The sequence below is a fragment of the Ottowia oryzae genome, from assembly GCF_003008535.1.
Classification (GTDB): domain Bacteria; phylum Pseudomonadota; class Gammaproteobacteria; order Burkholderiales; family Burkholderiaceae_C; genus Ottowia; species Ottowia oryzae.
In genome coordinates, this window is record NZ_CP027666.1 from 760027 (window position 1) to 773737 (window position 13711).

Annotated in this window: 13 protein-coding genes; 6 read left to right on the top strand and 7 right to left on the bottom strand. The window is 68.9% G+C overall.

The window, feature by feature from the left end; genetic code table 11:
• Positions 1-264: 264 nt before the first annotated feature.
• Positions 265-894 carry a glutathione S-transferase family protein gene (locus tag C6570_RS03585; protein WP_106701997.1) on the bottom strand — a complete coding sequence of 210 codons (630 nt, stop codon included), beginning with the start codon at positions 892-894 and terminating at the stop codon, positions 265-267.
• Positions 895-1026: 132 nt separating this feature from the next.
• Between C6570_RS03585 and purB the strand changes: the two genes are divergently transcribed.
• The gene (purB, locus tag C6570_RS03590; RefSeq protein WP_106701998.1) at positions 1027-2433 is read left to right on the top strand and encodes an adenylosuccinate lyase; all 1407 of its coding nucleotides are present in this window, start codon (positions 1027-1029) and stop codon (positions 2431-2433) included.
• 231 nt (positions 2434-2664) lie between these two features.
• Positions 2665-3225 (top strand): YaeQ family protein, encoded by a 561-nt coding sequence (locus C6570_RS03595; RefSeq protein ID WP_106701999.1) that lies wholly within the window; start codon positions 2665-2667, stop codon positions 3223-3225.
• Positions 3226-3379: 154 nt separating this feature from the next.
• Here C6570_RS03595 and C6570_RS03600 read toward each other — a convergent pair whose 3' ends face one another.
• The 4 genes from C6570_RS03600 to C6570_RS03615 form a co-directional block, all read right to left on the bottom strand.
• Complete coding sequence (locus tag C6570_RS03600) at positions 3380-4153, bottom strand: hypothetical protein (protein ID WP_106702000.1); 774 nt, start codon at positions 4151-4153, stop codon at positions 3380-3382.
• Positions 4154-4376: 223 nt separating this feature from the next.
• Positions 4377-4694, bottom strand: a complete 318-nt coding sequence (locus tag C6570_RS03605; RefSeq protein WP_106702001.1) for a putative signal transducing protein — start codon at positions 4692-4694, stop codon at positions 4377-4379.
• Between the two features lie 126 nt (positions 4695-4820).
• Entirely contained in the window at positions 4821-5042 is a 222-nt protein-coding gene (locus C6570_RS03610; protein ID WP_106702002.1) for a hypothetical protein, read from the bottom strand.
• 150 nt (positions 5043-5192) lie between these two features.
• The gene (locus tag C6570_RS03615; protein ID WP_245896288.1) at positions 5193-6401 is read right to left on the bottom strand and encodes an MFS transporter; all 1209 of its coding nucleotides are present in this window, start codon (positions 6399-6401) and stop codon (positions 5193-5195) included.
• A gap of 133 nt (positions 6402-6534) precedes the next feature.
• Here C6570_RS03615 and C6570_RS03620 point away from each other — a divergent pair, with 133 nt between their 5' ends.
• Complete coding sequence (locus tag C6570_RS03620; RefSeq protein ID WP_164675482.1) at positions 6535-7626, top strand: SGNH/GDSL hydrolase family protein; 1092 nt, start codon at positions 6535-6537, stop codon at positions 7624-7626.
• A gap of 172 nt (positions 7627-7798) precedes the next feature.
• On the opposite strand, the gene C6570_RS03625 is transcribed toward C6570_RS03620, so the two are convergent.
• Positions 7799-8269 (bottom strand): FKBP-type peptidyl-prolyl cis-trans isomerase, encoded by a 471-nt coding sequence (locus tag C6570_RS03625; RefSeq protein ID WP_106702005.1) that lies wholly within the window; start codon positions 8267-8269, stop codon positions 7799-7801.
• A gap of 61 nt (positions 8270-8330) precedes the next feature.
• The gene (locus tag C6570_RS03630) at positions 8331-11285 is read right to left on the bottom strand and encodes a DNA topoisomerase III (protein WP_106702006.1); all 2955 of its coding nucleotides are present in this window, start codon (positions 11283-11285) and stop codon (positions 8331-8333) included.
• A 106-nt stretch (positions 11286-11391) separates the two neighbouring features.
• Here C6570_RS03630 and C6570_RS03635 point away from each other — a divergent pair, with 106 nt between their 5' ends.
• Genes C6570_RS03635 through C6570_RS03645 form a run of 3 tightly spaced genes read left to right on the top strand, consistent with a single transcriptional unit; the run spans position 11392 to position 13576 of the window.
• Complete coding sequence (locus tag C6570_RS03635; RefSeq protein WP_106702007.1) at positions 11392-11988, top strand: SET domain-containing protein; 597 nt, start codon at positions 11392-11394, stop codon at positions 11986-11988.
• Positions 11988-12806, top strand: coding sequence for a biotin--[acetyl-CoA-carboxylase] ligase (locus C6570_RS03640; protein WP_106702008.1), 819 nt, complete (start codon positions 11988-11990; stop codon positions 12804-12806). Before C6570_RS03635 ends, C6570_RS03640 begins: the two co-directional genes overlap by 1 nt.
• Entirely contained in the window at positions 12803-13576 is a 774-nt protein-coding gene (locus tag C6570_RS03645; RefSeq protein ID WP_106702009.1) for a sporulation protein, read from the top strand. The genes C6570_RS03640 and C6570_RS03645 overlap by 4 nt, the downstream gene beginning before the upstream one ends.
• Positions 13577-13711: the final 135 nt, after the last annotated feature.

A 13711-nucleotide genomic window follows, 5' to 3' on the forward strand; every position in this document is an offset into this window, starting at 1 on the left:
GGCCTCAGATGTTGAAAGCGGAACAAGAGCCGCCATCTCTCATCTCAGTCCTCAGAAAGCTGTCCCGTTATCGAACTTACGCTGCCGAGCCCAGGACCCATGACGGTCCGCTGAAAACCTGAAGCGCACTTCCTCCTCCCTCCCTCCTCCTCCTTCGCTTCAGGCCGCTCCGGCAGCTTTTTTATGCCCCCGAACGCCGCCCAGCCTTGTGCTGTGGCGGCGTTTCTTTTTGGGGTAAACCGCCCGGCGTCGGGGCGGTCAGACTCAGGCGTAGTCGGCGGGCAGGGTGTCGGCAAAGCTTGGGCGCGCCATCAGCCGGTCGTCCAGCAGCACCGCCAGGTTGGCGTGCCGTGCGCGCCAGTCCAGTTCAGGAAAGCGAAAGTCCAGGTAGCCCAGCGCGCAGCCCACGGCGATGTCGGCCAGGGTAGGGTGCACGCCGCTGGCGCACCAGGGCTTGTCGCCCAGGCCGCTGCTCATGGCGGCCAGCGCTTGGTCCACTTTGCGCATCTGCCGCTCGATCCAGGCGGCGCTGCGTTCGCCCTCGGCGCGGCCGGGCCAGGTGCGCTCCAGCCGCGCCAGCAGCGCCGCGTCGCACAGGCCGTCGGCCAGGGCTTCCCAGGTTTTGACTTCGACCCGGTCGCGCCCCGAAGGCGGGATCAGCTTGCCTACGGGCGACAGCGTGTCCAGGTATTCGACGATCACGCGCGAATCGAACACCGCCTCTTGCCCGTCCATGACGAGGCAGGGCACCTTGCCCAGCGGGTTGGCGGCGTGGATCTGGGTGTCTTCGGCCCAGACGTTTTCGGGCACGAAAAGGTAGTCCAGCTTTTTCTCGGCCAGAACAGCGCGCACTTTGCGCACAAAGGGGCTGGCTGGGGCGCCGATCAAACGCATGGCTGCTCGCTTTGGCTTGGATATGTGACAGAAAGCTACGCGAGATTTTAGGCCAAGGCCCTACGCGCGGGGCGTGGGGCTGGGCGCCGGGCCGGGGCCGCCGGCGCAGGCGCGGCTTCTACAATCGGCGCCATGGAACTCACCCCGCTGACCGCTGTTTCGCCGCTGGACGGCCGCTACGCCGCCAAACTTAGCGCCCTGCGCCCCATCATGAGCGAGCTGGGCTACATGCAGCGGCGCGTGCAGGTGGAGCTGGCCTGGTTCATCGCCTTGTCCGACGCTGGCCTGGCTGAATTCAAGCCGCTTTCCGCCGAAGCGCGCGCTTACCTGGTCAGCCTGCTGAGCGATTTTTCGCCCGCCGATGGCCAGGCCATCAAGGACATCGAAAAGACCACCAACCACGACGTGAAGGCGGTCGAGTACTGGATCAAGTCCAAGTTTGAAGGCCGGCCCGAGCTGCAGGCCGCCAGCGAATTCGTGCACTTCGCCTGCACCAGCGAAGACATCAACAACACCAGCCACGCGCTGCAGCTGAAGGCCGGGCGCGACCAGGTGCTGCTGCCGCAGCTGGACGCGGTGATCGACAAGCTGCGCACGCTGGCCCACACGCACGCCGCCGTGCCCATGCTCAGCCGCACGCACGGGCAAACCGCCAGCCCCACCACCGTGGGCAAGGAACTGGCCAACGTCGTCGCCCGCCTGGCCAAGGCGCGCGCGCAGATCGCCAGCGTGCAGCTGCTGGCCAAGATGAACGGCGCCGTGGGCAACTACAACGCCCACCTGTCGGCCTGGCCGGATGTGGATTGGGAAGCCTTCAGCCGCCGCGTGATCGAATCGCCCGCCGCGGGCGAGCCCGGCGCCGTGCCCGGCCAGCCGGGCCTGGGCCTTACGTTTCAGCCCTACAGCATCCAGATCGAGCCGCACGACTACATGGCCGAGCTGTTCGACGCCGTGGCGCGCACCAACACCATCTGCATCGACCTGGCGCGCGACGTGTGGGGCTACATCAGCCTGGGCTACTTCAAGCAGAAGACCAAGGCGGGCGAGATCGGCAGCTCCACCATGCCGCACAAGGTCAACCCCATCGACTTTGAAAACGCCGAAGGCAACTACGGCCTGGCCAACGCGCTGCTGCGCCACCTGTCTGAAAAGCTGCCCGTCAGCCGCTGGCAGCGCGACTTGACCGATTCCACCGTGCTGCGCAACATGGGCGTGGCCCTGGGCTACGCCGTGCTGGCGCACCAGTCGCTGATGACCGGGCTGAACAAGCTCGAGCTGAACGAAGCCGCCCTGGCCGCCGATCTGGACAGCAGCTGGGAAGTGCTGGCCGAGCCGATCCAGACCGTCATGCGCCGCTACGGCGTGGCCGGCGCCTATGAAAAGCTGAAGGAAGCTACCCGCGGCCAGGCCGTCACACGCGAGGCGCTGCACAGCCTGATCGCCGGGCTGGAGATTCCGCAGGCCGAGAAAGACCGGCTGCTGGCGCTGACGCCCGGCAGCTACGTGGGCAAGGCGGCCGAACTCGCGAAAAGGGTTTGACACCCCCTGTGGCGCTGCGCGCCTTCCCCCTCTCTGCGCGCTGCGCGCTCCGGAGGGGGACAACGCCAGTTCCCGGCGCGGGTCCGGGAACGGCGTTTGCGGGGCTGAGAGGGGCTCAGCGCGCCATGCGCTTGTGCGACTCGCTAGGAATGGTTTTTTAGTCAAATCGGCCTCCGGCGCTTGTGCAATCAGCGCTGGAAGCTATTGTTAGCGTAGCAAATCACACCGTTCATGGCCCTCAAATCCACCATCTTCAAGGCCGACCTGTCGATCGCCGACATCGACCATGCCTACTACGCCGACCACGCCCTGACCCTGGCGCGCCACCCCAGCGAGACGGACGAACGCATGATGGTGCGGCTGGTCGCGCTGGCGCTCAACGCGCACCTGGTGCAGACGCTGTGCGATGGCGACGCGCGCATCGGCTTTGGCGCGGGCCTGTCCAGCCCGGACGAGCCCGACGTGCTGCTCAGCGACTTCACCGGCCGCAAGCGCCTGTGGGTCGAAGTCGGCCAGCCCGAGGACAAGCCGGTCGCCAAGGCCTGCAGCCAGGCCGACGCCGTCAGCCTCTACGCCTACGGCAGCGCCGCCGATGTGTGGTGGCGCGGCATGGAAGGCAAGCTGGCGCGGCTGGACAAACTCAGCGTCTGGCGCCTGCCCACGCCCGAAGCGCAGGCGCTGGGCGCCCTGGCCGAACGCAGCATGCAGCTGCAAGCCACGCTGCTCGACGGCGTGCTCACCTTGTCCAGCCAACGCGGCAGCGTGAGCGTGGAGCCGGTGCGGTGGAAGTAGGGCGGCGGCAAAATCCCCGCCGTGATGCGGCGCGGTAGAGCAAAAAGCCGCTCTGGCGCCCGTCGGATCTGCGCCGGCAGCTATTCAACGTATAGCAAAACTCCAGGGGCATGGCGCGGCACGGGCACGGCGGGTGCCCGGCCGCGCTTTCGCCTCAGGCGCTGCGGCGGCGCGAGCGGCGTGCCAGCCCGAAGGACGCGCCCAGCGACATCAGCGCGGCCAGGCTGGCCAGCCCCCACACTTCCATGGTGGGCACCTGAGCCGGGGCCGCCAAGCTCGCGCAGTTGGCGATCGCCGTGTTGACCAGCAGGCCGCTGGGGCTGTTGCCAGAGTTGCCGACCGCCACGATCACTTCGTTGGTGCCCGCCACCCAGTTGCCTGACAGCGTCGTGCTGCCCGGCACGGTCTCGCGCGGCGAACCCGTCGCCCAGGCGTTGGGCTGAAGCGACGGCGCCGCCTGGCCATTGACGTAAATGGCGGTAACGCCGTCGTCAGCGTAGTACGTCGTGGTGACCTGCAGTTGGGCCGGGTCGACGTTGGCAGCCAGATTGAAGACGTAGCGGTAGTAATTGTTGGGCGAGCCGTTCAGGGTGGCATCGCGGGTCAGCCACTGCGCTTGGGGCGACACCGTGTCCGAGTCGGTCCATACCCAAGCTGAGGTTGAAAGTTGTCCGGTGACCGGCGTACCCCATGTGGTGCTGGGAGGCGGGTAGCTGCTGCCGCTGCCGGTGGCATAGCCCCAGGACGGGTCGGCCACGTTCGACAAGGCCAGCTTGCCCCCCGCGCCATCGGCGCCGGTGTTGAACACTGCGGTGGATGCGCACGTCACGGTGCGCGGGGCCGCGGTCTGCGCCACGGCGGTGGTGGTCGGCCCGCCCGCCAGAAACAGTGCGCTCGCGGTGCTTGCCAGCAAAACTGATTTTTTCATGTTCACTCCCTGATCGTCCTTGGTGAGTCAAATACCAAACTCAAGTGAAGTATGCCACTTGACATAGGCGATTATGTGGGATTGGAGTGGCCTGCGATGAGGCGAGTTCGCCCGGGGGCGGGTGCCCCAGCGCTTGAGCGGAAGACGCCATCGACGACGATGCGGTGGGCGCGAACGCGGCGCGCCATGGCCGTAGCCCGAAGCGCGCGGCAGCGACGCAGGCCTAGAAAGGGCCTGGGGCGGGCATCGCCGTCCCGCACGCCCAGCACTGCTCAAACCCGCCTTCCATGTGCTCGCCGCAGGCCGGACAAGTCCATTGCCGCTGCGGCACGCGCTCCAGCTCGTCCAGCAGGGCGCGGGCGGCGGGGGCGTGTTCGTCGTGGCGCAGCCAGATTTCGGGCAGGCATTGGTCGGGCGGCAGTTCGCCGGCCACGGCAGAGAGGTAACGGCGCTCCACGGTGGCGGGCAAGCCGGCTTCGCACAGCAGATCGGCCCAGATCTGGGCGATGGCGGCGTTGGGGGCGGAGCGCAGGCGTTTCATGCGGCGGATGGGCGCCCCGCGTGCGTGGGGGTCAGGGTGGGCTGGGGGCGTTGGCGCTTTGAATCAATCAGGCCGCTGGCGCAGGACTGGCCAGCGCTGGCAGCTATCAAAACAATAGTTTTCGGATCAGCGCTTGGTGCGGCCCACGCCGGCGTCCACGGTGCCGTACACGCTCACGCTGGAGCCGCTGCCCGCCGTGTCGGGGTTGCTGACGGGCACACCGCTGCAACCGGCCAGCGTGGCCAGGCAGCCCAGCGCGGCCAGCCAGCGCAGGGCGGCGCCGCGCCGCGAAGCCACGGATGCCGGGGCGGCCTGCGTGGCGGGCGAAGTGGGTTGGTAATTCATCATGTCAGGGCACTCCTTCGTCTGGTTGCAGTATGCCCGCTGGGCGATGCGGGCCGGTGTCAGGACGTCACATGCGCTGGCGAACCGGCGAACCGGCGAACCGGCGAGCCGGCGGATCAGCGAATCGTCACGTTGGCCGGGCGTGCCCGCGCGCTAATCCGCCAGTTGCGCGCGCGGCAGCTTCCAGAACAGCAGCGCGCCGCCCGCCACCATGGCGGCCATGGCCAGCAGCGCGCCGGTGAACGGGTCGCCCCCGGCGGCCTTGGCCAGCGAGGCCACCAGTCCGGTCAGCCACTGCATCAGCGCAATGCCCAGGAACATCGCCATGGTGAACAGCGACAGCGCCCGCCCGCGCATTTCGGCCGGGTAGGCGTCGCGTACGTAGCCGTACTGCAGCAGGCCGTAGCCTGACAGTAGGCCGTAGGTCAGCGCCAGCGCCACGTCCAGCGCGGCGTGGTGCACCACCGCCATCAGCGCCAAAAGCGCCGCGGCCAGCGCCGCAAAGCCCAGCAGCCAGCGGATGCGCCGCGCGCCGCCCGGGTCCAGCCGGCCAAAGACCGCCGGGCTGATCATGCTGCCCAGCGTCATGGCCAGCGCTACGTTGCCCGCCTGCACCAGGGTGAAACTGTAGCGCTCGATCAGCAGCGGCCCCAGCCACAGCCCGCGCAACGTGATGAAGCCCGCGTACGCCACCGCCGCATAGGCCACCAGCCCGGCGGTGTGCGGCAGGCGAAACAGGCTGAGCAGGCCCAGCGTGGCTTCGCGCAGCGAGGGCCGCTGTGCGGCGCCACCTACCGCCGTGGCAGGCTCATGCACCAGCCACGCCATGGCGGCCCAGCTCAGTAGGCCCAGGGCGGCCAGCACGCCAAAGCCCCAGCGCCAGCTGCTGAGCTCGATCAACAGGGCCAGCGGCGTGGCCGTGGCCAGCACGCCCAGGCCGCTGATGCTCATCACCAGGCCCGATACCGCGGTAAACCGCGCGGCTGGAAAGTACCGCCCGATGAACACCGTGCACACCAGAAACGCAGGCGCGCAGCCGCTGCCGATCAGCACCTGCCCCAGCAGCAGCCAGCCGAAGCTGGGCGCCAGCGCCGAGATCGCGCCGCCCAGCACGGCCACCGGAAACGCCCAGACGATGGTGCGCCGCACGCCGAACACGTCGATGGACACGCCCATCACCAGCTGCATCAGCCCGAACGAGAAGTGGAACGTGGCCGCCCACAGGCCCAGCTCTTGCGGCGACAGCTGCAACTGCGTCACCAGCGACGGGCCCATGATGGCCGCCACGGTGCGAAACGCCTGGCTGAGCGTGAAGCCGCTGGCCAGCGCCAACAGCATGGCCCACGCCAGACGCGGGGTCATCAGGGAAGCGGGCGGCGCCATCGGTGATGCAGGCGCCTGGGTGGGCGGGGCGGACACCCGGTCAAGTGTAAGTGGCCCCGTGCGCATTACCATGCGGCCTGCAGCGCCCACCCCGCGCCGCCTATGGAGAAAGATGCGATTGAGGTTTTTGCGCACCGCCCTGGCGGCAGTGGCCGCGGCGCTGGCGGTCACGGCCTGTGGGGGAGACGGTGACGACGACGGCGCCGGCGGCCACCCCATCCAGCGGCTGGTGGCGTTTGGCGATTCGTTCAGCGACGTGGGCAGCTACGGCGTGGGCACCATTGCGCTGATCGGCGCACAAACCGGCGGCGCCGGGCGCTGGACCGTCAACGACACGCGCGGCGGCCAGGTGTGGGTGGAACAGCTGTCGCAGCGCCTCGACCTGCCGCCCGCCTGCGCCGCCGAAACCGGCCTGCAGCCCAACAGCCCTGCGCTGACCGGCGCGCCCGTCACCGCGCACCCCGGCTGCACCATTTACGCGCAAGGCGGCGCGCGCGTGGCCAGCGTGCTGGCCGGCAGCTCGGTCGCCATGCAGCGCCTGGGCGAAGTCAACATCGGCTACCTGGCCAAGCCCGTGCAGCAGCAGATGGCGGCGCACCTGGCCGCTGCCGGCGGCGCTTATCGGGGCGATGAACTCGTCGTCGTCATGGCCGGCACCAACGACGTCGTGATGGAGCTGGCCCTCACTGCCCCCACCAACCCCACGCAGGCGCTGCAGAACGTTGCCGACGCCGGTGCCCAGTTGGGCGCGCTGGTGCGCAGCGAAGTGGTGGCCAAGGGCGCGCAGCGCGTGCTGGTGCTCAACGTGCCGAACATCGCCGGCCTGCCGTACCTGCGCGACCAGGGCGAGGCCATCGCCACGCTGGGCGACACGATGACCCGCGCCTTCAACCAGCAGTTGGCCGCCGCGCTGGCCGGCGTGCCGCAGGTGCACCTGGCCGATGCGTACGGCCTGACCAGCGACATGCTGGCCCGCCCCGGCCACTACGGCCTGTCCAACGTCAGCGACGTGGCCTGCGGCCCCAACGCCTTCAGCCCCACGCCCAGCACCAACGGCACCGCGCTGGTCTGCAACAGCGCCAACCTGCTGCCCGGCGACCGCTCGCGCTACCTGCTGGCCGACGCCATCCACCCCACGCCCTACGCCCACGGCCTGATCGCCGACTTCGCGCTGGCGCAGATGCGCGAAGCCGGGTGGCGTTGAGCGTTCGGGCTATTGAAAGAAATCGGGCCCTAGCGCCCGCCTGACCTGCGCTGGCAGCTATCAAATTGATGGCATGGCGCCCACGCGCGATTCACTGCGCCGGCGCGTGCGGCCGCCCAGCCGAGCCCGGCACCGTGCGCGTCATCAGGAATGCGCGCGGTGCCCGCGCGCGTCAGTGGTGGTGCCCGTGCGCGCCGTGCACGTGGCCATGCGCCAGCTCTTCGCTGGTGGCTGGGCGCAGCGCTTTCACCGTGGCGGCAAAGCGGATCGCCTTGCCCGCCAGCGCGTGGTTGCCGTCCAGGTGCACCTCCGGTCCCTTGATCTTCACCACGTTATAGACCACCGGGTGGCCGTGCGGGCCCTGGCCCTGCAGCTGGCCGCCCACCTTCACCCCGGGCGGGAATTCGCTTTTCGGAATCGCGCGCACCAGCGCTTCATCGCGCTCGCCAAACGCATCCGGCGGGGCCAGATCCATCTCGACCTTGGCGCCCACGCCCCGGCCTTCCAACGCCGCTTCCACCTTGGGAAACAGGTTGCCATGGCCATGCAGGTAGGCGGTGGTGCCGCTGTCCAGCACCTGGCCGGTTTGGGCGTCGGTGACCTTGTAGGCGATGGTGACGGCGGTGTCTTGGGTGATGCTCATACGGTTTTCTCTGTGTACGTTCTTGTCTTGAATAGATGGGGGCAGGCGCCCAGTGGCGGGATCAGCTGGTCAAATGCCCGCCCGCAATCCCCGCCAGCTTGAACATGCCAACGCTGTCGGCGCCGAAGATGGGGCGCAGTTTGTCGTCGGCGCGGATGGTGCGTTTGTCGCTGGGGTCTTGCAGGTTGTTGGCCTTGATGTAGTCCCACAGCAGCTTCATCACCTCGCCGCGGCCGAAGGGGCCTTCGCCGATGACGGCGGCCAGGGCCGGGCTGGGTTTCAGCGTGCCGGCGCGCGGGGCTTTGGCGGCCTTGGGCGCGGCGGCTTTCTTGGCTGCGGTTTTCTTCGCTGCTGCAGGTTTGGCGTCTTTGGATGCGCCAGCGCTGGTGCCGCCTGCGCGGGCAGCTACTTTTTTGGTAGCGGCTGCCGTCTTGCGCGGCGGGAATTTGCGCCCGCCTTCGCGCGGCTCAAATTCGAAGTTGACCTTGCTTTCTTCAGCGCTCCACACCAGCCGGGCCTTGAAGGCGCGGCGCGTGCGCATGCTGACGAACTTGTCGAGCAGGTCGGTCTTGCCCTCGGTCAGCAGCTTGTGCATCTGTTCGGGCTCCACCGGCTGCTGCAGGATGACCTGGCCGCTCTTGAAGTCGCAGCTGGGCACGGGTTGCGCGGCGGTCGGCACGGATTTTTCGCAGACGTAGCTTTTGCCGAAGGCCTTCACGGGCGCGCCGCACTTGGGGCAGGGGCCCACGCTGGGCTCGCCCGACAGGTCGACGATCTCGCCCGTCTGCTCGGCCTTGGCGTCGTCGCCAAAGTCGAATTCCAGCTTGTAGTTGCCGGTTTCCTCGTCCTTGACCAGCGCCAGCTCGGCCACGAAGGGCCAGCCGGCCTTGCTGCGAAAGCCTTCCAGCGGGCCGATCTTGTGGTCGCGCACGAACTGCTCGGCTTCTTCCACCGAGAAGGTGCGGCCCGCCGGCGTTTTGGTGAATGAGAAGCCGCAGCCCGCGCTGGCACCGTCCGCGCCAGTGCAGGCGTAGCGGCGGTAGTTTTCCTTCACCACGCCGCCGCAGTGCGGGCAGGGCGTGGCCAGCGTGGCGTAGTCGCCCGGCACGGTGTCGCGGTCGTATTCCTTGGCTTTTTTGACGATGCGCTCGGTCATCGCGGCGATGTCGTGCATGAACGCCTCGCGCGACAGCTGGCCGTGCTCCATCTGCGCCAGCTTGTATTCCCAGTCGCCCGTCAGTTCGGGGCGCGACAGCTCTTCCACCTGCAGCCCGCGCAGCAGCGTCATCAGCTGGAACGCCTTGGCCGTGGGGATCAGCTCGCGCCCTTCGCGCAGGATGTACTTCTCGGTGATCAGCCCTTCAATGGTGGCCGCGCGCGTGGCGGGCGTGCCCAGGCCTTTTTCCTGCATGGCTTCGCGCAGCTCGTCGTCATCGATCCACTTGCCTGCGCCCTCCATGGCGCCCAGCAGCGTGGCTTCGCTGTAGCGGGCGGGCGGGCGCGTACGCAGTGCCTTCATGTCCACGCCGTCGTTGTGCACCACCTCGCCGGGCTTCACGGGCACCAGCGACTTGCTGCTTTCGCCCTCTTTCTTCTCCATCTCGTCGTCGGCTTCCTTGCCGTAGATGGCCAGCCAGCCCGGCTTGACCAGCACCTTGCCGTTGCTTTGGAAGTTGTATGGCTGGCCTTCATGGCTAGCGGTCGTTATCCGAGTGGTGATCTGGTATTCGGCGCTGGGGAAGAACACCGCCATGAAGCGGCGCACCACCAGGTCGTACAGCTTGCGCTCGGCATCGGACAGCTGCCCGGGCTCTTGCAGCGTGGGGATGATGGCAAAGTGGTCCGACACCTTGCTGTTGTCGAAGATGCGCCGCGTGGGCTTCACGTAGCCTTGCTCCAGCGCCTGCCGGGCGTACGGCGCCAGGTGGCGCTGCTCGCCGCCGGCCAGCATCTGGAAGGTGTCGCGCGCCACCTTCAGATAGTCCTCGGGCAGGTAGCGCGAATCGGTACGCGGGTAGGTCAGCGCCTTGTGGCGCTCGTACAGGCTTTGCGCCAGCGACAGCGTGGTCTTGGCCGAAAAGCCGAACTTGCCGTTGGCCTCGCGCTGCAGGCTGGTCAAATCGAACAGCAGCGGGCTGGCCTGGGTACTGGGCTTGCTTTCTTCGGTGACGGTGCAGGCTTTGCCTTGCACGGCGTCGGCAATGGCCTGCGCCTCGGCCTGCGTCCACACGCGGTCGGCGCGCTTGTCGGCGTCGTCCGGGTCTTTCTTCCAGCCGGGGCTGAACCACTTGCCGGTGTACTGGCCGGCCTCGGCCAGAAAGCTGGCGTGCACTTCCCAATAGTCGCGCGCGATGTGCTTGCGGATCTGCTCTTCGCGCTCGACCACCACGGCCAGCGTGGGCGTTTGCACGCGGCCCACGGTGGTCAGGAAGAACCCGCCGTCGCGCGAGTTGAAGGCCGTCATGGCACGCGTGCCGTTGATGCCCACCAGCCAGTCGGCCTCGCTGCGGCTGCGCGCGGCGTCGGCCAGGCCCTGCATCTGCTGGTCGGTGCGCAGGTTGTCAAAGCCGTCGCGGATGGCCTGCGGCGTCATGCTTTGCAGCCACAGGCGCTTGACCGGCTTGCCCAGCGGCTGGCCGCCGCCGGCGTACTGGTCGATCAGGCGGAAGATCAGCTCGCCCTCGCGCCCCGCGTCGCAGGCGTTGATCAGCGCGTTCACGTCCTTGCGCTTGGCCTGCCTGACCACCGCGTTCAGCCGCGTCTTGGTCTTGTCCACCGGCTTCAGGTCGAAGTGCGGCGGAATGACGGGCAGGTGCGCAAAGCTCCACTTGCCCCGCTTGACGTCATAGGCCTCGGGCGCCTGGATCTCCACCAGGTGGCCCACGGCGCTGGTGACCACGTAGCGCTCGTTCTCGAAATAGTCGTCGTGCTTGTCAAAAGCACCCGTGACCGGCGTCAGCGCCCGAACGATGTCTTGCGCCACCGAGGGCTTTTCTGCAATGACCAGGGTTTTCATCTCGCTAGAATCCGTTGCTTCCCACGCGCGCGTGCGCCCACGCGCACCCGCTCTCGCGCGCCCACACACGTGCGCGCCCATAGGTTCAACATAGCAAATTCCGGACGTGGCTTCCAAACCTTCTGCTGACACGCCCACGCCGCCTGGGGCCTGGCGCATCGAAACGCGCCGCTCCGGCGTGCACGGCCAGGGCGTGTTCGCGCTGGAAGACATCCCGGCCGGCGTGCGCATCATCGAGTACGTGGGCGAGATCATCAGCTGGGACGAAGCGCTGCGCCGCCACCCGCACGACCCGGCGCAGCCCAACCACACGTTCTACTTCCACATCGACGAGCACCGCGTCATCGACGCGCTGTACGGCGGCAACGATTCGCGCTGGATCAACCACAGCTGCGCGGCCAACTGCGAGGCCGATGAGGACGAAGGCCGCATCTTCATCAAGTCGGTACGGCCCATCCGCGCGGGCGAAGAGCTGAACTACGACTACGGCCTGGTGATCGACGAGCCGCTCACGCCCGAGCTGATCGCCGACTACCCCTGCTGGTGCGGCAGCGCCGAATGCCGAGGCACGCTGCTGTCGTCCGACCTTGAAACGGCCGAAGAGCGCAGCCGGAAGAAAAAGAAGAAGAAAAAAAAACTGCGCGCCGAGGCTGACAAGAAAGCCGGCAAGAAGAAGGACCAAGGCCGCAAGGCCAAGGCGTGATGGCTACATCCGCCCCGCACGAGTTGGACCAGCGCTGGGGCGCCGCCGCGCTGCAGGACAGCCTGCAGCCGCTGCTGCCCGGCCTGCGCGTGCAGGTGCTGGCCGAAATCGATTCCACCAACACCGAGCTGATGCGCCGCGCGCGCGCGGGCGACACCACGCCCACGCTGCTGGTCGCCCAGGCTCAAACCGCGGGGCGCGGCCGCCTGGGGCGCGCGTGGAAAAGCGCTTCGGCCGCCGGGCAGGGCGCACTGGCGTTTTCGCTCAGCCTGCCCTTGGCGCCGCCCGACTGGTCGGGCCTGTCGCTGGCCGTGGGCCTGACGCTGGCCGAGGCGCTGCACCCCGATTTGCGCATCAAGTGGCCCAACGACTTGTGGTGGCAAGGGCGCAAGCTGTCCGGCATCCTGATCGAAACGGCCGCGGGGGGTGCGCCGGTCGATGCGCCGCGTCAGGTGGTGATCGGGGTCGGCATCAACCTGGATGCGCCCGAGGCCGACGGCCTGCGCACCGCACCCGCCTGGGTGCGCGAATTCCTGCCCGCGCTGGACGCGCCCGGCCTGCTGCAGCGCGTAGCGCTGCCGCTGCTGCACACCGTGCTGGCGTTCGAGCGCGAAGGCTTTGCGCCGCTGCAGGCCCGCTATGCCGCGCGCGATGTGCTGGCCGGGGGCGACGTGGTGCTGTCGGACGGCCTCACGGGCCGGGCGCTGGGCGTGTCGGCGCAAGGCGCGCTGAAGGTGCGCACCGACGCCGGCGTGCGCGAAATCACCAGCGCCGAAGTCAGCGTGCGGCCCGCGCCCGTGAACGAGGGCGCCGCATGATCGGCCGCCTGGTCATTCTGCTGCTGGCCGCCAACGCGGCCTGGTTTGCCTGGTCGCAAGGCTGGCTGCGTGGCGTGGGCATGGGCCCCGCGCCCACCCGCGAGCCCGAACGCCTGGAGCGCCAGGTGCGCCCCGAAGCGCTGCAGGTGCGCCCGCTGCAGGAAGACGCCAGCGGCACCCCCGCCTCCACGCCCGCCCGCGCGCCCGCCGCAGCAAGCACCGACAGCGCCACGGGCCGCCCGGCGGCCGACACCCCCGCCCCTGCCGAAGCCGCGGCCAGCGCGGCCGGTGCGTCTGCCACCCAGGCCGCCGCAGCGCCCAGCGGCGGCGCGTGCCTGCAGGCGGGCGTGTTCGACGACAAGCAGGTGGCGGAGTTGCGCAAGGCGCTGGCCAAGCTGCCCGAGGGCAGCTGGCGCCTGGACGAAGTGCAGCTGCCGGGCCGCTGGATGGTGTACGTGGGCAAGCTCGCCGACGCCAGCGCCGTGGCCGCCAAGCGGGCCGAGCTGCGCGCGCTGGGTGTCGATACCGACCGCCCCGGCGCCGGGCTGGAGCCGGGCCTGTCCCTGGGCCGCTTTGCCAACGAAGACGCGGCCGACCGCGCGCTGGCCGATCTGGGCCGCAAGGGCGTGCGCACCGCCCGCGTGGTGCAGGAAAGGCGCGACGTGCCCGGCTACCGCCTGCGCCTGCCGAACGCCGACGACGCGCTGCGCCAGCAGGCGCGCGGCCTGCGCGGCGCCCTGGGCGGGCGTGAGCTGCGCGACTGCGACTGATCGCGTCGCGCTGCCGGCCCGCAGCACCGCCCTCAGCCGCCACCCCGCGCGGCGCATGCCCATAGCCCGCAGCCGCTGCGCCATTCGGCGGTGCAACGGTATCCTGTGCACCAGGCCCAACGCGCTCAGCCAGAA